Below are 16,902 nucleotides of genomic sequence, written 5' to 3'. Positions count from 1 at the left end.
ATGCCGCAAGGCATCGGGCGCTCGTGCATGTCAGGGCAGTCGGACGCTCGCCGCGGGACGCCACGGGGTGCGCGGGGAGGGCGTGCTGCGCGGTCAGCGCCTCTCGCCGAGCGGCCATCCCTGCACCGCGAGGTGCTCGGCGACGCGGCGCATCTCCTGCTCGGTGGGCAGATCGTTGGTGTAGCGCGTGATCGCGACGCCCGCGTCCGTCGGGTCGACGATGCGGTGCCCCGCCTCGTCCACGAGGTGCGAGGCGATCTCCCTCGCTTCGTCGTCCGTGAGCTGGCGGCGCAGCAGCGCGAGCAGCGGCAGGCGGTCGGTCGCCGGGATGCCCGCCGGGTAGCCGGCGGAGAGCCAGTCGAGGATCCTCTGGACCGTGCTCGAGGACGGCGCGGTCGGCAGGTCGGAGCCGGGGGCCGAGGTCACGGGGGCCGACGACCCGGGGACCGACGACGCGGTGGCCGACGGGGCGTCCGAAGCGGCGTCGGCATCTGCCGGTGCTGCCGCGTCCTCAGTCTCCGTCGCGCCCTCAGATGCGGTCGAGCCCTGTGCCGTGGACGCCGAGGCGTCGGCGGCCTGCGGTGCGCTCGTCCGGGGCGCGATCGTCGCGGAGCCGTCGGCCGGCTCGGCGGTCCAGCGCGAAGCGCTCTCGCCGTCGGCCGCGTCGGTCTCGCGGGTGCCTTCAGCGGTGTCGGACTCGGCGGCGTCCGCCTGCGCGCCGCGACGGCTGTGGTCCACGCGCTCGACGCCGCCGTCGGCCGCGACGGCCCGCGCGACCTCGGCGGACTCCTCGTCGACGGGCCAGCCGGCGTCGGCCAGGCGCTCGGCGACCTCGCGGGTGTGGTCCTCCGTGACCGGCGCCGACGTCACGCGGCCGATCGCCCCGCGGACGTCCTCCTGGGTGACGTCGCCCTCGGGGTTCTCGCGCTGGAGATCATGGATGATCCGCTCCAGCTCCTCCTCGCTCAGGTTGTGCGTGAGGAGGGCGAGCAGCGGGTAGAAGTCCTTCGGCGGCACGCCGTCGGGATAGCCGACGCGCAGCCAGTTCAGGATCATGCTCAGCGGGTTGTTCATCAGTCCTGTGCCCCTCGATCTCGCAAGCCCTCAGAGGGGCAGCTGGATACCAAGGTAGTGGTCGAGGCTGCCCTTCGTGATGAACAGCAGACCATAGAGGATGACGAGCGCGACCACGGCGAAGACGGCCCAGGCACCCACTCGCGCGACGGGGTTCGCGGCGATCACGGTGCCGTCGCGTTCCTCGCCGCCCTGGCCGCGGTCCTGCAGCTTCATCCCGATCGAGAAGAGCAGGGGCAGTCCCGCGCCGAGCAGCAGGCCGACACCGAGCACCTTGAGCGTGCCGGTGATGATCTCGATGAATTCTGCGGACATCTCAGGAGTCCTTCCTGCTCGGCGTCGACACGGGGACCTTCGTCGTCGCGGGCGTCGCAGCGGGCGCGGGAGTCACAGCGGATGCGGACGCCGCCGAGGACGGGGTGCGGACCTCCTCGGCCGACGTCTCGAGCACGTAGCCGTCCTCGGAGGTGAGGGCGGAGGGAGCCTCGGCACCCTCCTCCCAGTCGTCGTTGACGTTGCCGGCGTCGACCTTCTGCAGCTGCGAGCGGTAGTAGATGTATCCGCCGACGGCCAGCAGGATCGCGAAGACGAGGAAGGCGCCGCCGACCCCGCCCACGAGGTGGCCGATGAAGTAGGTGATCGCGCCGACGACGGCCGCCGCGGGCAGCGTCAGCAGCCAGCCGACGGCCATGCGCCCGGCGACGCCCCAGCGGACCTGGGCGCCGGGACGGCCGACGCCGGAGCCGACGATCGAGCCGGTGGCCACGTGGGTGGTGGACAGCGCCATGCCCAGGTGGCTCGAGGTCAGGATGATGGCGGCGGAGGAGGCCTCCGCGGCCATGCCCTGCGGGGAGTCGAGCTCGACGAGGCCCTTGCCGAGGGTGCGGATGACGCGCCAGCCGCCCATGTAGGTGCCGAGCGCGATCGCGCCGGCGCAGACGATGATGATCCACGGCGGCAGGCCGTTGTCGATGATCTCCTGATCGGAGAGGGTGCCGTGGGCGATGAGACCCAGGGCGATGACGCCCATGGTCTTCTGCGCGTCGCCCGTGCCGTGGGCGAGGGAGACCAGCGAGGCGGTCGCGATCTGGCCGTAGCGGAAGCCCTTCTCGCGGCGTTCCTCGCGCACGTTCGCGGTGACGCGGAAGACGAGCCAGGCGGCGGTCGCTGCGATCGCGCCGGCGATGAAGGGGGAGAGCAGTGCGGGGATGATGACCTTGATCATCAGCCCCTCCCAGTTGATGCCCACCGTGCCCAGGGCCGCGAGGCCGGCGCCGATGAGGCCGCCGAACAGGGCGTGGGAGGAGCTCGAGGGGATGCCGAACAGCCAGGTCGCGAGGTTCCACAGGATGCCGCCGACGAGGCCCGCGAAGATGATGAACATCGCCGTCTCCGCGTCGAGGCCCGTGATCAGCGCTCCGGTGTCGGTGTCCTGGATCTTCAGCACCGAGGTGGTGACGGTGACCGCCACCTCCACGGAAAGGAAACCGCCGATCACGTTCAGGATCGCTGAGAGCGTGACGGCGGTCTTCGGCTTGAGCGCACCGGTGGCGATGGACGTCGCCATCGCATTGCCGGTGTCGTGGAAGCCGTTCGTGAAGTCGAAGGCCACTGCCGTGATGATCAGCAGGGCGAGGATGACGATGTCACCTGTCATGCGGCCAGTGTGCGCCGGGGATTATGCGGGGTGCCAGTTCCCCCGGGGCCCGTTCACCTTCCGTTCACCCGGTTCCTGGGCATTCGTACGTGCCTGTACGAGATGTCACAGCAGGGGCACATGTCCCAGGCGTGGCCAGCACGGCCCGATGTCACCTTCTGTTCACCCGTATCCGGCGCTCACCGGCCCTGTACGCCCGGGGTTCAGCATGTGTACACCCTGTCTCGGGCGGGATTCCCGTGTCCGGGCGGACCCGGAGCGAGCGCGGAGTGGGAGTCAGAGCGGCACGTCGAGCGTGCGCCGCCCCGCCTCCTGCGGGACGAAGCGGCCCTGCGACCACGCGGCGACGTCCTGGGCGAGGTCCTCTGCCAGGGCGGGGTCGATGAGGAGGTGCAGTTGCGCGCCGCCCTCGCCGTACTCGGTGGGCTCGACGAGGGCACTGCGCGCGCCGTGGAGATCCGCCCAGTGGCGCACGGCGTTCTCCGCGAGGCCGACGTCGGTGAACGGCACCTCGAGCACGACCTCGCTGCGCTGGACCCGCTGCAGGAGCGGGGCGTCGACGAGGGCCGCCCCGACCGCCGCGGTGTAGGCGCGGACCAGGCCGCCCGCCCCGAGCTTCACGCCGCCGAACCAGCGCACGACGATCGCCAGGGTGTCGGTGAGGTCCGCGTGCAGGAGCGCCTGCAGGATCGGCATCCCGGCCGTGCCCGAGGGCTCGCCGTCGTCGTTCGAGCGCTGCACGGGACCGGCGCCCGTGGCCTGTTCGGAGAGCACGAGCGCGGAGCAGTGGTGGCGGGCGCCGGGGTGCGCGGCGCGGGCCGCGCGCAGCAGTGCGTCGGCCTCGTCGGTCGAGGAGACCGGGTGCAGCAGGGCGAGGAAGCGGGACTTCTTCTCGATCAGCTCGCCCTCGACCGCCTCCGCGAGGGTGCGGACCGTGGTCGGCGCGGCTCCGGCCGGCGACGGCCCGTCCGGCGGGGGAGAGCCCTCCCTCGGCATCTCCTCGCGTTCCATCCCGGCAGTCTACGGATCCCGCCGATCCGGTCTCGCGGGCGGCGCCCGTGCCGGACTTTCCGGGTCGAATCGCGGTTCCTCCCGCAGGTCGGGACCTTCGACCTCCCCCATCCGCGCCCGGCGAGGGGCACAATGGGGTCACCGGCGAGGATGCCGGTGTCGACCGTCAGATCCTGCGGGGTCGCCCCGCAGGCGCCGGAAGGAAGTGGTCCGTCGTGAACGCAGCCCCCGAGCAGTCCGGAGACGCGCCCCGCAGCGGCGAACCCCGACAGATCGTCGTCGGGGTGGTCGATGAGAGATCGCGGACGGTGATCCAGACCGCCGCGCAGTACGCGAAAGCCTTCCATGCGACCCTCACCTGCGTGTACGTCGAATCGACGATGCTCGCGCTCGGCGAGACCCCGCAGGGATCCCTGTACGCGGCGGGCCTCGCCGCGGAGATCGACGAGCCCTTCTTCCCCGACGACCTCACGAAGGTCATCGAGGAGGGCGTGGGCACGACCGGCGTGAACTGGAAGGCCGTGCCGCGCCGCGGAACCCCGACGGTCGAGCTGCACGAGGTCGCCGAGGACGTCGACGCCCTCATGTTCGTCCTGGGCACCCGCAAGCCGGGCCTGCGGGACTCCATGCGCGAGTTCATCAACGGATCCGTCGCCACCCAGCTCTCCCACAAGCAGGTGCGGCCCATCGTGGTGGTCCCGCTGTGCGTGGTCGGGCACGACGACGACCTGCCGTGGATGGGCGACGGGCAGTCCTGAGCGCCGTCGCGCCTCCATGCGCCACCGGCGCCTGACCGGAACCTGGTCGGGCACTGGGGCTGAGCTGGTCGCGTCCGATACGGTGTGAACTGCACCATTCCGACGAAGGAGATCCCCGTGAGCATGCCCGCCCAGCCCCAGTACCCCGGCAGCCCGCAGGGCGCTCCTGGGGCTCCCGCTTCCTACCCCGCCCCGAATGGCAAGGTGCCCGGCAAGGGCATGAAGAAGGCCGGTCTGATCATGCTGATCGTCGGGCTCGTGCTGTGCCTCATCGGCATCGTCGTCTTTGTCGTCGCGATCGTGAAGGTCGTCGGCGTCGCGAGCGAGGTCTCGGACAACAGCACCGTCTTCAACGGGTCCGCCACGATCGAGCTCGAGGCGGGCAAGGGCATGCAGGCCTACGTCCACAAGGGCGAGACCGGCCCGAGCTGCTCCATCGTCGGTGCGGACGGCACGGATCCCGAGACCGGCACCGTCGACCAGAAGAGCGAGGTGACAGCAGCCGGCGCCGACTGGGAGTCGTTCGGCTCCTTCACCGCGAAGTCCACGCAGGAGTACACCATCACCTGTGACTCCCCGAACGAGGTCATGGTCGCGCCCCCGGTGTCGGTGGGCGGGATCCTCGGCGGCGTGGGCGGCATCGTCGGCGGCATCTTCGTCGCCGGGCTCGGCTTCCTGCTCCTCGTGGTCGGCGTGATCCTGTTCTTCGTCGGCCGCAGCAAGGCCAAGAAGGCGCAGAACCCGGCGTTCTGATTGCCCCTCACACGACCTTTTCGTCGGCCCTTCGCTCCGCCTGTTCGACCAGGTGGGACGGAGGGCCGACGTGCGTCCCGCGGGCGTGCGCGGATAGGATGGTGAGGCCCGCCAGGCGGGCACGGGCCTGTAGCTCAGTTGGCAGAGCATCGGACTTTTAATCCGCGGGTCGAGGGTTCGATCCCCTCCGGGCCCACTGGTCAGAGCCACTTCTAGCCCTCTTCAGCCCTTCGCCCTTAGTGCTTTGACAGCAACGGAACCGCGACTGAGCTTCGGGTCGGGTCTATGGAGGACTGAGGCGCACTGCCCGCGTTCGTGGGTCACCAGGTCGACCAGTCGGCCCCTAACGGGCCACCGGCTACGAGTCATTCTCTCGAACCCGTCACTCCAAGTGTTCTTCAAGCCACTCGGCAGCGAGGTTTCCTGCGGACGACTGTTCCTCGACGCTTCGGGTGTTCAACTCGAGCAGCCCTTCGGGGGTGAGTTCGGCGCTGATGTCGTTGATGATCTCGGCGGCCTGGTCGTCGATCTTCTCGCTCGCGACAGGAACTACGTGCGAGGAGAGGAGTAGGCCCTTGGGGTCCTCGAGCTGTACGAGGTCTCTGTCGCTGAGCGATGGGGAGCCGGTGTAGAGGACGGCGAGGTCGATGTCCCCGTCGGTGAGGGCCTTGACGGTGAGTGGGCCGCCGCCGTCCTCGATGGGAGTGAAGTCCACGCTCACTCCGTAGACCTCGGAGAGTCCTCGGGGCCCGATCGGTCGCTCGGCTCCTTCGGAGTTTCCGCCGAGGGTGAGCGCATGCGGGACGTCAGCGAGGTCTGCGACCGAGGTGACACCGTACTTCTCGGAGAAGTCCTTAGACACGACATAGGCGTCTTGATCCGTGGCGGGGGAGGCGTCGAGGATTCGCAGGTCGGAGGGCGCGGCGTCGACCAAGGCGGGGTAGACATCCTCTTCGCGTCGATCCTGGGTGTCGGGGCTCCAGTACTGCAGGAGTGGGCCGGTGTACTCGGGGAAGAGGTCGATCGCGCCGGCTTCGATCTCCGGGAGGTAGACCTCGCGTTGACCGATTCGGAACTGGCGTTCGACGGGGTACCCGGCTTCCTCGAGCGCCTGGGCGTAGATCTCCGCGATGATCTCGTTGGAGTAGTACTCCTGTGAGCCGATCACGATCGCCTCTTCCGAAGCTCCAGCGCCGGATAGTGGATCGCTTCCGATCCCGCAGCCAGCGAGAGCGAGTGCTGCCACTGCGGTGGCGGCGATGACGGGCACGAAGCGGGACAGGCGGGGCATGAGTTTCCTCGGAGTTCAGCGGTGACGGCTGGTTCACCACGGGCGCAGAGCGGCCAGAGGTGCGGGGGACGTAGTCAGGAACGGAGCGCAGTGATGACCGAGTCGGTGTCGGCGATGGTCGCGATGTTCTGCAAAGCGAAGTTCAGTGCCGCGTGCTGCCACTCCGCGCTCAGGGACGAGGTGGCGTCGGCGACGGTGGTGACGTCGTATCCGTGGTCTGCGGCATCGCGGATGCTGTGCTCAACTGCCATGTTCGACCACGCGCCGACGACGACCAGGTCCGTCACCGCGAGGTTACGGAGCATGTGGTCGATGCCCGTGCCGTTGAAGATGCTCATCCGGTTGCGGTCCAGCACGATCTCGCCTTCGAGCGGGGCGAGCTCATCGACGATCTCTGCGCCCCAGGTGCCGAGCTTGAAGGACTCCGGGCCGAGCATGCGGAAGATCGGGGCGTTGCTGCCGCCGACCTCACCGGGGTAGACGACGATCCGGTGGAAGAACACCGGAGTGCTCGTGGCGCGCGCGGTCTCCACGATGTTCAGCACGTTCGGAATCACGTGCTGGCTGGCGGCATGGTCGGCGGCACCGGTGGACGCGAACGCCCCCTCCGGGTGCACGGTGTCGTTCTGCATGTCGATGACGATGACGGCGGTCTTACGGGCTTCACGCATGATGTTCTCCAGTTCCACGACGACAGCTCACCCCTCCATGCAGGGCACGACACCACCGTAGCTTCCCCGGAAGCAGCTTCCTGATAAGCTTTATCGCATGATGGATGCCTTCGACGCACTCGTGCGTACCGAGACCGAACTGTGGAACCTGGTGGAGTCCGACCTCCGTGATGCCGGGCCAGCAGGCCTGGGCACCCTCCAGTCCTTGCGCGTGCTCCATAGGCGCGAGGGTCGCGGGCGGGTTCGCGATCTCTGTGACGAGTTGGCGATCACCACTGGCGCGGCCAGCAAGCTCGCCGATCGCCTCGAGGGCGCGGGACTGATCGCGAGGGCCCCCCACCCTGAGGACCGGCGCTCCTCCGTGCTCCAGCTGACCCCGGAGGGGGAGGACGTGCGAGCTAGGGGCGAGGAACGCGCTCGCGCTCTGATCGGCCAGGTGATCGAGCCGGAGGATGCCGCCGCCCTCGAAGCGGTTCTCAAGCGGATCCGTACCCGGATCAGCGAAGCGGAGCCTGCGTCATGAGGGGCGATCGCATGAAGGCCGTCGTCCTCGACCAGACGGGCCCACCCGATGTGCTGCACGTGCGTGAGGTCCCTGCGCCCGTGCCGGCGACCGGTGAGGTCCTGATCAGGGTGCACGCTTTCGGACTGAACCGCTCCGAGCTGCACTTCCGGCAAGGGCTCGCTGAGAGCGGATCCCTGCCGCGCGTCCCCGGCATCGAGGCAACCGGGACCATCGTCTCCGCGCCGGGAACAGATCTCACCGAAGGCACCCAGGTGATGACGATGATGGGCGGGATGGGTCGCGCCTTCGACGGTGGCTACGCCGAGTACGTGCTCGTGCCCGCCCAGCAGGTCATCCCCTTCCACAGCAACCTGCCCTGGGAGCAGCTCGGCGCGGTGCCCGAGATGCTCCAGACCGCGTACGGCTCGCTCACCGTCGGTCTCGATGCGCAACCGGGACAGTCCCTGCTGATCCGCGGCGGCACCTCCTCGATCGGACTCGCGCTAGCCGTCCTCGCAAAGCGGCAGGGCCTCACCGTCCTATCGACCACACGCCGACCCGAAGCACGCCCACAGCTCGATCAGGCAGGTGTGGACCACGTCCTCATCGATGACGGTGACATCGCCGCCCAAGTGGGTCGCCTCCAGCCAGACGGTGTGGATACGGCCGTCGAGCTCGTGGGGGCGAACGCCCTCAAGGACACGCTCCGCGCCGTCCGCACCGGCGGAACGGTCTGCTTCACCGGCATGCTCTCGGACCAATGGACCATCGACTCGTTCTACCCCATGGACTGGCTACCGAACGGGGTACGCCTGACCGCCTACTCCGGAGAAGCCGCTGACCTACCATCCACGGTCCTCCAAACGTTCCTCGATGACGTCGCCACCGGAGACGCCGTCATCCCCCTTGGCAACGTGTACGGCATCGACGACATCGTCGAGGCGCACCGCGACATGGAAGCCGGCCGCGTCGGCGGCAAGGGCGTCGTACTCCTCTGACCACTGACCACACCCCGCTTGAGAGGACTAGCGTGCGCGAACTCCCCACCGAACACCTCCGCCTCGACACCCTGCCCGAGGGCACGCACCTCAGATCGGTGACAGCGGTCCCCGGCATCGTCGACGGCCGCGCCAGCACCAGAATCTTTCTCACCCAAGAGATCGCCCGGCACGGAACCCCCGGCGTGGACTACGTCGACCAGCCGACCATGGCGCGCCTCCCCCTGGAGTTCACAACCGGGCAGATCAGCGTTGACATCCATTCCCAGCTGACCACCGAAGCCCCGGACTACGCGCGCGGCTTCGCAGGACTCGCCTTCCATGTCCCCCCGGAGCTCGACCGCTTCGAAGCCATATACCTCCGCCCCACCAACGGCACCCTCACCAACACGGACCCGCCTCGGAACACTCGCGGCATCCAGTACTTCGCCTACCCCGACTGGCCCTTCGACCGACTGCGCGAAGAGCACCCAGACGGCATCTACGAAGCCGCGGCCCCCATCGCCCCCGGCCGCTGGTTCCGGCTTTCAGTCGACGTCGCCGCTGACAGGATCACCGCGTCTGTCGACAATAGCGAGGTCCTTCACGTCCAGACCCCGCTCGCGCGACCATCACTCGGAGCAATCGGCCTCTTCGTCGACATCGGCACCGACGCCCACTTCGCAAACCTCACAATCACGCCCAGCCGAGCCTAGGTGTAGTTGGCCATGGCGTTGCCCACCCGAGGGCCGTGGTGCTGCGGTGTCCCTTGAGCAGGGCTTAGCCGGGATGGCCAGCAAAGAGGTTTGCATAAGTTTTCCGCCGGGGCGGATCTGAGGCGGCTGCGGATCTGGCAGCAATGCTGACAGCAACACGATGGCGTCCGGTCGGTTTGCTCGGGTCGCATAGGCGTGTTGACCTGCTAAAACGTGATCGTTCGCGCATGTCTTGACGGACTTTCAATCCGCGGGTCGAGGGTTCGATCCCCTCCGGGCCCACTGGTCAGAGCTCATTTTCGGCGACACCATCGTGTCCTGCGGAGTGGTTTGACAGCAACGTGGTAGCGATTCCGGCTCGCTTGACGGGGGAGCACGCCTGCCGGCCGCGTTCGCGGGACGAGAGCAATATCCGCGATGAGAGTCTCGCGGGAACGGCAGTCCGGGGTCGGGACTGATTCCACCGCACGGCAATCTTCGGGATCGAATTTTCTCTGTGGGGCATCCGTCAGTTGCTCTACGGCGAAGTTTGGGCGCGCGCTCGGAATCTGGTTACCTGTTGGGTTTTTGCAGACCGCTGGCAATCGCGCTGGGTTGTGGTCCGGTGCAGCACGATTCCTAGCTGGGTGCGGACGCTCCGCAGACGTCGGTGGCCTTCGTGGGCGCATCGCAACTGCCGCCGAGGTCGGTGGTGCAAACGCCGGTCTCGGGCAGTTCGAGGTGGACCGCGTCTGCTGCTTCGCGGTCGCCGGCGAGAGACGCTGCGATGGAGCGGACCTGCTCATAGCCGTTCACCGTGAGGAACGTGGGGGCGCGTCCGTAGCTCTTCATGCCGACGATGTAGAAGTTCTTCTCGGGGTGGGCGAGGACTCGCTCCCCGTGGGGTTCGACGGAGCCGCAGGAGTGGAACTCGGGGTCGATGAGCGGTCCCAGCTGTGCGGGTGCTTCGACCGCCGGGTCCAGGTTCAGTCGGAGCTCGGAGAGCATCTCCAGGTCAGGCCGGAACCCGGTCGCAGGCACCAGTATGTCCACAGTGACCTCGCGCTCTCCGTCCGGGGTCACAGCGTGAACGGTCAGTGCGTCCTCGCCAGTGAAGCGGGTGATGGTGAAGGAGGTGAGGACCTTGATGCGTCCGGAGTCGACCAGCTGGCGCAGCCGGGAGCCGAGCGCTCCTCGGGCCGCGAGCTCGTCCTGCTCGCCGCCCCCGTAGACGCGGGTGAGGTCCGCGGTGCGGACGGCCCAGGTGATCGTGGTGCCATCATCCATTCTTGCGAGGTCCAGGAGGGTGTTCGCGGCCGAGTGGCCAGCGCCGGTGACCATGACGCTCTTGCCGGCGACGCGATCGCGATCACGGCCCAGCACATCGGGCAGCGGCGGTGTGATGCGGCCCGCAGCGAGGGCCTGTCGTTCACCGGGGGCGAGGAGACCGGCCTGGCCCAGCGGGTTGGGGGTGGACCAGGAACCGGAGGCATCGATGACGGCGGAGGCAAAGACGTCTTCGCTGTGTCTGTCAGCGGTCTCGATCCGGACGAGGAACGGGGTCTCCTCTCGGCGTGCGGTGCGGGTCCTGTCCATGCCGGCGCGGGAGACAGCGGTGACGCGTGCGTCGTAGCGGATCGACTCGGCGAGCTGGGGAAGCTGGGCGAGGGGCTCGAGGTACTGCTCGCGCAGGTCGTGACCGGTCGGCAGGGCGTCAACGTCGGGAGCGGTCCAGCCGTCGGCCTCGAGGAGTCGCTGCGCGGCGGCATCGAGGTTGTACTGCCACGGGGAGAAGAGCCGGGTGTGCCCCCAGTCGGCGATCGCCGCTCCTGCTGCGGTCCCGGCCTCGAGGACGAGGAACGGCAGGCCGCGCTCGGAGAGGTGGGCGGCGGCGGCCAGGCCGATGGGGCCAGCGCCAATGACGACGACGGGATGCGAGCTCGTTGCGGTGGTGAGCATGATGGGTCTCCTTGCTGCGGGCGCGGTCAGTTCGCGGTAGGGGTGAGGTCGTTCAGGAGTGCACGGACGTGGGCGTCGATGTCGTCGCGCACCAGGCGCATGCGCTCCATCCCTTCGATGCCCCGCTGGGAGGGCTCATCGGTGTGCCAGGTGGTGACCGGCGCGGTCATTCCCTCAACGGGTTCGATGACGGCTTCGCCGCCGATGACGATCACGTGGTCGACGCTGCGCAGCAGCTCGGGGGTGACTGGCTGCGGGACGGCGGAGGACATGTCCGCGCCGACCTCGGCGATCGCCTCCGCGGACTGGGCATTGATGGCGGTGCCGGGGTGGGTGCCGGCGGAGTGCACCTCGACGGCATCTCCGGCGTGATGGCGCATGAGGGCGGCCGCCATCTGGGACTTGCCGCCGTTCTTCACGCACACGAACAGGACTGCGGGGCGTTTCGCGGTCATGGTGGCTCGATCTCTCTGCTGGTTCATCGGGTGGGAACGGTCTCGTCGCCGGGGAAGAGCCGGCGGCCCATGGCGAGAGCGACGTAGACGAGGGCGACGAGGACCGGGACCTCGATCAGGGGGCCGACGACACCGGCGAGGGCCTGGCCGGAGGTGACGCCGAATGTGCCGATGGCGACGGCGATGGCGAGCTCGAAGTTGTTGCCCGAGGCGGTGAACGCGACGGTCGTGGACTTGGCGTAATTCAGGCCGATCGCCCGTCCGAGCAGGAAGGATCCCAGGAACATGACCACGAAGTAGACCAGCAGCGGCAGGGCGATGCGGGCCACGTCGCCCGGGGCGGAGAGGATCGCGTCGCCCTGGAGAGCGAACAGCAGCACGATGGTGAACAGCAGCCCGTACAGCGCCCACGGGCCGATCCTCGGGAGGAACCGCTCCTCGTACCAGGCCCGACCCTTCGCCTTCTCCCCGAGGACGCGGGTCAGGAACCCGGCGACCAGAGGGATCCCGAGGAAGATCAGCACGCTGAGGACGATCGCGCCGATCGAGAATTCGGCCGACGTGGTCGGCAGCCCCAGCCACGACGGCAGCGCCTGGAGGTAGAACCAGCCCAGGGCTCCGAAGGCGATCACCTGGAAGACGGAGTTGATCGCGACCAGCACGGCGGCCGCCTCTCGGTCACCGCAGGCGAGATCGTTCCAGATGAGCACCATCGCGATGCAGCGCGCGAGGCCCACGATGATCAGGCCGGTCCGGTACTCCGGCAGGTCGGCAAGGAAGATCCACGCGAGGCCGAACATGAGTGCCGGTCCGACGAGCCAGTTCAGCACCAACGAAGTCACCAGCAGGCGTCGGTCAGCTCCGATTCTCCGGGTCTCGTCGTAGCGGACCTTCGCCAGGACCGGATACATCATCACCAACAGCCCGATCGCGATGGGCAGGGACACAGACCCGATCTTCACCGCCTCCAGCGCGGTGTTCAGGCCGGAGACGAACCGCCCCAGCAGGAGCCCCACGGCCATGGCGGCCAGGATCCATACCGGGAGCCAACGATCGAGGAAGGGCATTCCCTTCATCACGCGCGGCTGCTCTACATCCTTGGTGGTCGTACTCATCAGACCTCGGCACCTTCCATCGACGGTTATCGATGAGTACGCTATGTTCCGCATCGATGACTGTCAATGTAAGGTGAGGGCATGACCACGACGACCGACGCCACAACCACCGGATTCGCGGCGAGGACCGGCTCTGAGGAGTGCTGCTCGCTGTCCGCAGGTCCGGTCGAGACCGTCGACGCCGAGCGGATCGCGTCCCTGCTCAAGGCGCTGTCCGACCCCACGCGCCTCCGGCTTCTCTCCCACGTCGCCGCCCAGGGCTGCGAGTCGGTCTGCGCGTGCGATCTCACCGAGCCGCTCGGCATCAGTCAGCCCACCGTCAGCCACCACATGAAGAAGCTCGTCGACGCCGGCCTGCTCACACGCGAGCAGAAGGGTCGTTGGGCGCACTACTCCGTCGTCCCGTCAGCCTTTGCCGAACTCCGCGCGTTCCTCGACATCGCCTGAACCTCACCCCCGGTCGGGAGGCTCCCATGACCGCTCGCCCCAGCGTCTTGTTCGTCTGTGTCCACAACGCCGGTCGATCCCAGATGGCAGCCGGGTGGCTGAGGGAGCTCGCCGGGGACCGCATCGAGGTCCGCTCCGCAGGGTCTGCGCCCGCCGACTCGATCAACCCCGCAGCGGTGGAGGCCATGGCGGAGGTCGGCATCGAGAACTCCCACCAGAAGCCGAAGATCCTCGCCCCCCAATCCGTCCAGGCCTCCGATGTGGTCATCACCATGGGGTGCGGCGACGCCTGCCCCTACTACCCCGGCAAGCGGTACGAGGACTGGAAGCTCGAGGACCCAGCCGGCAAGGGCGTCGCGGAAGTCCGCCCGGTGCGCGATGAGATCCGCACCCGCATCGAGGAGCTCATCGGCAGCTTGCTGCCCCGTGAGCCACTCGACATTCCAGTCCAAGGTTGAGGAAAGCCGAGAGCACGTGTGGCTAGGGCTTCTGGAGACACCATCCCCAAGGAACAGATGCCGACTCCTCTCGAACACCTCTTGACAGCAACGCTGACAGCAACGCGATGGTGTCCGTCGCGCTTCGGGTAGCAGTAGGAGCCCTCTGACCTGCTTGTACACGCTCTGCGGCCGATGCTCTGGCGGACCTTTAATCCGCGGGTCGAGGGTTCGATCCCCTCCGGGCCCACCAGTTCAGCCCCGGTATGTAGTGCTCCACATGTGGCGATGGTGTAGCCGATGGTGTAGCCAGAATACCCGAGCGTGGTCCAGTCCTAGCTCAGGTGTAGCCCAGGGGTCACACATCGGCATTCTGCTGTTTCGCGCAGAACAGACTCCGCGTGTCCCACCCCGGGGCCAGACTTTACCCATGACGAGCATGCGTGAGCGGGACGCGGAGTGGGCGCACGAGGTGCGGGTCAGGATCGAGCAGCGGGTGCACCCGTTCTTCGAGCCGCCCGTCCCGACGGCCGACGACGAGTGGGCGCAGCGTGGCGAGGAGTCGCAGGATCTGGGCGGTTGGGGGCGACGTAGTAGCTGAGAGACTGGGGGCGACCGTTTGAGGGAGTTGGAGGTACACGATGACAGACGGCTTGACCCGTGGTGTGCGAGTGCTTTTGGTGTCGGATCCGGGGCTTCCGACTCGGCGCGCACGGTCCATCGAGGATGAGCTTCAGGAGCATTTGAATGAGGTGTTCAGTCCGCCGGTGGAGTTGCATACGCGCACGTCGATGCTTCGCCTACGGCCGGATAACTCTCTCGACCTCAGCGATGCAGTGCAGCTTGCGGAGGAGTACGAGCGCCCGGACGTGGTACTGCTGTTGACGGAGATTCCTCGCCTCACTGACGGGAGGCCCCTGATCGCGGAGATCTTCCCCGACGAGCAGGTGGCGGTGATCTCGTGCCCGACCCTCGGAGCGTTCGCCAGCCGGCAGCGCATTCTGGACACCCTCATGGACTGCATTCTGAAGATGAAGCCCGTGAACGAGGGGAGCGGAACGTCGCAGTTCGGCCGATCCTGGCTTCACTGGAGTGACGCTGGAGAAGCGGGGGCCCACTCGACTCTCCATGCCAGCCCGGCGGTCGGTGGGGTGCGGACCGTTCTGGGGATGGTCGCCGGCAATGAGCCACGGAAGACCGCTCCACGGCTCTCGAGTGCGCTGGCAGCGGCCTCGGCGACCGGGGCGTTCGGGATCTTCTACAGCTCGATCTGGGCCATGTCTACGTATCTCTCGATGCCGCGCCTGGTCGGCATCGGAGCCTTGGCAATAGGTGCGATGGTGCTGTGGTTGATCGTCAGCAATGGCTTGTGGGATTCGCCGAGACGAAGCGGTTTGGCTCGGGTTGTCCTGCTGTACAACCTCTCCACGGTCGGGACGCTGCTGCTCTGCGTGGTAGCGCTCTACCTGGCTCTCGTTCTCCTGATCCTGGCTGGCGGGCTGATCTCCATCTCGCCGGATTACATGGCCACGATCATCCGGGAGTCACCTACGTTCGGGAACTATCTGGACATCGCGTGGCTCAGTGCGGCAATGGGGGTCGTCGCTGGTGCACTCGGCTCGAGCTTCGACCATGAGACCAACCTCCGCACCCTCACGCACGGGCAGCGCGAGCGCCAGCGCCGATATACCGAGGAGAAAGAGCGCGACTCGCGTTCTGTCGAGAGCTCGGGCAGCCACGATCGCCCGTCCACCTGAGCGGCCTCGCCCGCCGGTGCGGTATAGCTCCACCAGCGACCACCGGATTGGTTCGGTCGCATGCTTTCCCGATGCCCGTGTTTCGCTCTACCCTCGTCATCCGGCCGCAGTTGGATGTAGGGAAGGAGGGGGCGATATGAACGGCGAACCGCGTGAAACCCGCCTTGATGTGCCTCTCGAGGATGCGCAGGAACAGGCGGTGTCTGCGCTGGACGAGGACCAAACTTTGCAGGGGCCGGTCGGTTCCCACGACGCCGACCCGGTCGACGTCCTCGAGCAACGCGAAGAGGTTCCGATCGATGAGGAAGAGGTCTAGCACTCTCGGGAGGAGAGTGCTAATCTGGCCGCACTTGAGCGGGGGACGCTCAAGACGCGCAGGCCGCTATGGGAGCGGCCTCCGACAGGAAGGAGACTGACATGGCCACCTATGATCCGCTCCGAGACCTGGAGCGCTTTGCCTCCACCGTCCTCGAGTCCGGCCGCCGCGGCCCGCGGCAGATGCCGATGGATCTGTACCGCAAGGGTGATCACTACATCCTCTCGGCAGATCTGCCTGGCATCGATCCCGGATCCGTCGACGTCGACATCGACGGGCAGCTGCTGACGATCCGCGCCGAGCGCACCCTCACCACGGACGAGGATGCGCAGTGGATCACCAGAGAGCGCACCAGCGGGAGCTTCTTGCGTCAGCTCAGCCTGGGACAGGGACTGGATACGGAGAAGATCTCTGCGACCTACAACAACGGCGTTCTCAGCGTGATGATCCCGATCAGCGAGAAGGCCAAGCCTCGCAAGATCGAGATCTCGACAGAGAACACACCTCAGCAGATCGAATCCACCACCACCTGACCGGTCTCACTCATGGGCGGGCCCTTTCGCTTCGGCGACAGGGCCCGCCCTCGTTTCCGGCTTGCGCGCGGAGCGGGCGATTGCCTCCGATTCAAAGGGGCCTTCTATGTGTGCTTTCGATCACTCGGGGTGTGACGGAAGTGCGCGCTGGTGCGTCCTCGTAGGGGTCGCATTGTCGGCCCGTCCCTGTCCCTAGTGCATTGGAGTGTGCATCATGGGCTTCATCGGAGCTCTCATCTGGTGGCTGGTCATCGGCGCGATCATCGGTCTGATCGCCCGCGCGGTCATGCCCGGCAAGCAGGCCATGGGCATTGGCACGACCATCGTTCTCGGTGTCGTGGGCGCGCTCGTCGGCGGCTTCATCGGCGGGCTTTTCGGATCCAAGGGCGTCAGCGGGGGACTGCCGCATGATCAGGTGACAGTTGTGGTGTCAGGCCGCGAGGCTCACGGCCGGTTTCATGATGGTCTCGTATTCGATGGGGGTCAATCGG

The 16,902-nt window shown here is 67.5% G+C and carries 21 protein-coding genes and 2 tRNA genes; 14 read left to right on the top strand and 9 right to left on the bottom strand.

Features of this window, described 5'->3' with window-relative positions; all coding sequences use genetic code 11:
* Positions 1-93 precede the first annotated feature (93 nt).
* From ACFQ53_RS17120 to ACFQ53_RS17105, 4 genes are all read right to left on the bottom strand, one after another.
* On the bottom strand, positions 94-1,074 hold the full coding sequence (locus ACFQ53_RS17120; RefSeq protein ID WP_377861992.1) for a DUF3349 domain-containing protein: 981 nt from the start codon (positions 1,072-1,074) through the stop codon (positions 94-96).
* 30 nt (positions 1,075-1,104) lie between these two features.
* Entirely contained in the window at positions 1,105-1,389 is a 285-nt protein-coding gene (locus ACFQ53_RS17115) for a hypothetical protein (RefSeq protein WP_377861989.1), read from the bottom strand.
* A 1-nt stretch (position 1,390) separates the two neighbouring features.
* Positions 1,391-2,731 carry an anion permease gene (locus ACFQ53_RS17110; RefSeq protein ID WP_377861986.1) on the bottom strand — a complete coding sequence of 447 codons (1,341 nt, stop codon included), beginning with the start codon at positions 2,729-2,731 and terminating at the stop codon, positions 1,391-1,393.
* Positions 2,732-3,007: 276 nt separating this feature from the next.
* The gene (locus tag ACFQ53_RS17105) at positions 3,008-3,742 is read right to left on the bottom strand and encodes an IMPACT family protein (RefSeq protein ID WP_377861983.1); all 735 of its coding nucleotides are present in this window, start codon (positions 3,740-3,742) and stop codon (positions 3,008-3,010) included.
* 215 nt (positions 3,743-3,957) lie between these two features.
* On the opposite strand from ACFQ53_RS17105, the gene ACFQ53_RS17100 reads away from it, so the two are divergent.
* The 3 genes from ACFQ53_RS17100 (at position 3,958) to ACFQ53_RS17090 (ending at position 5,449) form a co-directional block, all read left to right on the top strand.
* On the top strand, positions 3,958-4,500 hold the full coding sequence (locus ACFQ53_RS17100) for a universal stress protein (RefSeq protein WP_377861980.1): 543 nt from the start codon (positions 3,958-3,960) through the stop codon (positions 4,498-4,500).
* Between the two features lie 117 nt (positions 4,501-4,617).
* On the top strand, positions 4,618-5,253 hold the full coding sequence (locus tag ACFQ53_RS17095) for a hypothetical protein (RefSeq protein ID WP_377861977.1): 636 nt from the start codon (positions 4,618-4,620) through the stop codon (positions 5,251-5,253).
* Positions 5,254-5,376: 123 nt separating this feature from the next.
* A tRNA-Lys gene (locus ACFQ53_RS17090) sits at positions 5,377-5,449 on the top strand.
* A 186-nt stretch (positions 5,450-5,635) separates the two neighbouring features.
* On the opposite strand, the gene ACFQ53_RS17085 is transcribed toward ACFQ53_RS17090, so the two are convergent.
* The gene (locus ACFQ53_RS17085; RefSeq protein WP_377861974.1) at positions 5,636-6,544 is read right to left on the bottom strand and encodes an ABC transporter substrate-binding protein; all 909 of its coding nucleotides are present in this window, start codon (positions 6,542-6,544) and stop codon (positions 5,636-5,638) included.
* Positions 6,545-6,618: 74 nt separating this feature from the next.
* The gene (locus tag ACFQ53_RS17080; protein ID WP_377861971.1) at positions 6,619-7,215 is read right to left on the bottom strand and encodes a cysteine hydrolase; all 597 of its coding nucleotides are present in this window, start codon (positions 7,213-7,215) and stop codon (positions 6,619-6,621) included.
* A 97-nt stretch (positions 7,216-7,312) separates the two neighbouring features.
* Here ACFQ53_RS17080 and ACFQ53_RS17075 point away from each other — a divergent pair, with 97 nt between their 5' ends.
* From ACFQ53_RS17075 to ACFQ53_RS17065, 3 genes are read left to right on the top strand one after another with little or no spacing between them, the layout of a single operon-like run.
* Complete coding sequence (locus ACFQ53_RS17075; protein WP_377861968.1) at positions 7,313-7,738, top strand: MarR family winged helix-turn-helix transcriptional regulator; 426 nt, start codon at positions 7,313-7,315, stop codon at positions 7,736-7,738.
* On the top strand, positions 7,735-8,718 hold the full coding sequence (locus tag ACFQ53_RS17070; protein WP_377861965.1) for a zinc-binding alcohol dehydrogenase family protein: 984 nt from the start codon (positions 7,735-7,737) through the stop codon (positions 8,716-8,718). Before ACFQ53_RS17075 ends, ACFQ53_RS17070 begins: the two co-directional genes overlap by 4 nt.
* A 32-nt stretch (positions 8,719-8,750) precedes the next feature.
* Positions 8,751-9,413, top strand: a complete 663-nt coding sequence (locus ACFQ53_RS17065) for a hypothetical protein (RefSeq protein ID WP_377861962.1) — start codon at positions 8,751-8,753, stop codon at positions 9,411-9,413.
* Positions 9,414-10,031: 618 nt separating this feature from the next.
* Here the strand turns inward: ACFQ53_RS17065 and ACFQ53_RS17060 are convergent.
* Genes ACFQ53_RS17060 through arsB form a run of 3 tightly spaced genes read right to left on the bottom strand, consistent with a single transcriptional unit; the run spans position 10,032 to position 12,921 of the window.
* Positions 10,032-11,351, bottom strand: coding sequence for an FAD-dependent oxidoreductase (locus ACFQ53_RS17060; protein WP_377861959.1), 1,320 nt, complete (start codon positions 11,349-11,351; stop codon positions 10,032-10,034).
* A 26-nt stretch (positions 11,352-11,377) separates the two neighbouring features.
* Complete coding sequence (locus ACFQ53_RS17055) at positions 11,378-11,806, bottom strand: low molecular weight phosphatase family protein (RefSeq protein ID WP_377861956.1); 429 nt, start codon at positions 11,804-11,806, stop codon at positions 11,378-11,380.
* A 23-nt stretch (positions 11,807-11,829) separates the two neighbouring features.
* Complete coding sequence (arsB, locus tag ACFQ53_RS17050) at positions 11,830-12,921, bottom strand: ACR3 family arsenite efflux transporter (protein ID WP_377861953.1); 1,092 nt, start codon at positions 12,919-12,921, stop codon at positions 11,830-11,832.
* An 81-nt stretch (positions 12,922-13,002) separates the two neighbouring features.
* Between arsB and ACFQ53_RS17045 the strand changes: the two genes are divergently transcribed.
* The 8 genes from ACFQ53_RS17045 to ACFQ53_RS17010 all read left to right on the top strand — a co-directional run.
* Positions 13,003-13,368 (top strand): ArsR/SmtB family transcription factor, encoded by a 366-nt coding sequence (locus ACFQ53_RS17045; RefSeq protein WP_377861950.1) that lies wholly within the window; start codon positions 13,003-13,005, stop codon positions 13,366-13,368.
* 26 nt (positions 13,369-13,394) lie between these two features.
* On the top strand, positions 13,395-13,826 hold the full coding sequence (locus tag ACFQ53_RS17040) for an arsenate reductase ArsC (RefSeq protein WP_377861947.1): 432 nt from the start codon (positions 13,395-13,397) through the stop codon (positions 13,824-13,826).
* A 110-nt stretch (positions 13,827-13,936) separates the two neighbouring features.
* Positions 13,937-14,058, top strand: a tRNA-Lys gene (locus tag ACFQ53_RS17035).
* Positions 14,059-14,235: 177 nt separating this feature from the next.
* The gene (locus tag ACFQ53_RS17030; protein ID WP_377861944.1) at positions 14,236-14,406 is read left to right on the top strand and encodes a hypothetical protein; all 171 of its coding nucleotides are present in this window, start codon (positions 14,236-14,238) and stop codon (positions 14,404-14,406) included.
* Positions 14,407-14,446: 40 nt separating this feature from the next.
* Positions 14,447-15,562 (top strand): hypothetical protein, encoded by a 1,116-nt coding sequence (locus ACFQ53_RS17025; protein WP_377861941.1) that lies wholly within the window; start codon positions 14,447-14,449, stop codon positions 15,560-15,562.
* Between the two features lie 136 nt (positions 15,563-15,698).
* Positions 15,699-15,878 carry a hypothetical protein gene (locus tag ACFQ53_RS17020; RefSeq protein ID WP_152352128.1) on the top strand — a complete coding sequence of 60 codons (180 nt, stop codon included), beginning with the start codon at positions 15,699-15,701 and terminating at the stop codon, positions 15,876-15,878.
* 101 nt (positions 15,879-15,979) lie between these two features.
* On the top strand, positions 15,980-16,411 hold the full coding sequence (locus ACFQ53_RS17015; protein WP_152352127.1) for an Hsp20/alpha crystallin family protein: 432 nt from the start codon (positions 15,980-15,982) through the stop codon (positions 16,409-16,411).
* A gap of 214 nt (positions 16,412-16,625) precedes the next feature.
* A partial coding sequence (locus ACFQ53_RS17010; protein WP_377861937.1) for a GlsB/YeaQ/YmgE family stress response membrane protein occupies positions 16,626-16,902 on the top strand: 277 nt, incomplete at its 3' end.

Source organism: Brachybacterium sp. NPDC056505, assembly GCF_042794925.1.
Lineage (GTDB): Bacteria > Actinomycetota > Actinomycetes > Actinomycetales > Dermabacteraceae > Brachybacterium > Brachybacterium kimchii.
This window is presented reverse-complemented; position numbering and strand designations above follow the sequence as displayed.

Excerpts from the sequence above, each read along its gene's own strand:
- ACFQ53_RS17120 (WP_377861992.1), bottom strand. The coding sequence starts at position 1,074 with ATGAACAACCCGCTGAGCATGATCCTGAACTGGCTGCGCGTCGGCTAT.
- ACFQ53_RS17115 (WP_377861989.1), bottom strand. The coding sequence starts at position 1,389 with ATGTCCGCAGAATTCATCGAGATCATCACCGGCACGCTCAAGGTGCTC.
- ACFQ53_RS17110 (WP_377861986.1), bottom strand. The coding sequence starts at position 2,731 with ATGACAGGTGACATCGTCATCCTCGCCCTGCTGATCATCACGGCAGTG.
- ACFQ53_RS17105 (WP_377861983.1), bottom strand. The coding sequence starts at position 3,742 with ATGGAACGCGAGGAGATGCCGAGGGAGGGCTCTCCCCCGCCGGACGGG.
- ACFQ53_RS17085 (WP_377861974.1), bottom strand. The coding sequence starts at position 6,544 with ATGCCCCGCCTGTCCCGCTTCGTGCCCGTCATCGCCGCCACCGCAGTG.
- ACFQ53_RS17080 (WP_377861971.1), bottom strand. The coding sequence starts at position 7,215 with ATGCGTGAAGCCCGTAAGACCGCCGTCATCGTCATCGACATGCAGAAC.
- ACFQ53_RS17075 (WP_377861968.1), top strand. The coding sequence starts at position 7,313 with ATGATGGATGCCTTCGACGCACTCGTGCGTACCGAGACCGAACTGTGG.
- ACFQ53_RS17070 (WP_377861965.1), top strand. The coding sequence starts at position 7,735 with ATGAGGGGCGATCGCATGAAGGCCGTCGTCCTCGACCAGACGGGCCCA.
- ACFQ53_RS17060 (WP_377861959.1), bottom strand. The coding sequence starts at position 11,351 with ATGCTCACCACCGCAACGAGCTCGCATCCCGTCGTCGTCATTGGCGCT.
- ACFQ53_RS17055 (WP_377861956.1), bottom strand. The coding sequence starts at position 11,806 with ATGACCGCGAAACGCCCCGCAGTCCTGTTCGTGTGCGTGAAGAACGGC.
- arsB (WP_377861953.1), bottom strand. The coding sequence starts at position 12,921 with ATGAGTACGACCACCAAGGATGTAGAGCAGCCGCGCGTGATGAAGGGA.
- ACFQ53_RS17045 (WP_377861950.1), top strand. The coding sequence starts at position 13,003 with ATGACCACGACGACCGACGCCACAACCACCGGATTCGCGGCGAGGACC.
- ACFQ53_RS17040 (WP_377861947.1), top strand. The coding sequence starts at position 13,395 with ATGACCGCTCGCCCCAGCGTCTTGTTCGTCTGTGTCCACAACGCCGGT.
- ACFQ53_RS17030 (WP_377861944.1), top strand. The coding sequence starts at position 14,236 with ATGACGAGCATGCGTGAGCGGGACGCGGAGTGGGCGCACGAGGTGCGG.
- ACFQ53_RS17025 (WP_377861941.1), top strand. The coding sequence starts at position 14,447 with ATGACAGACGGCTTGACCCGTGGTGTGCGAGTGCTTTTGGTGTCGGAT.
- ACFQ53_RS17020 (WP_152352128.1), top strand. The coding sequence starts at position 15,699 with ATGAACGGCGAACCGCGTGAAACCCGCCTTGATGTGCCTCTCGAGGAT.
- ACFQ53_RS17015 (WP_152352127.1), top strand. The coding sequence starts at position 15,980 with ATGGCCACCTATGATCCGCTCCGAGACCTGGAGCGCTTTGCCTCCACC.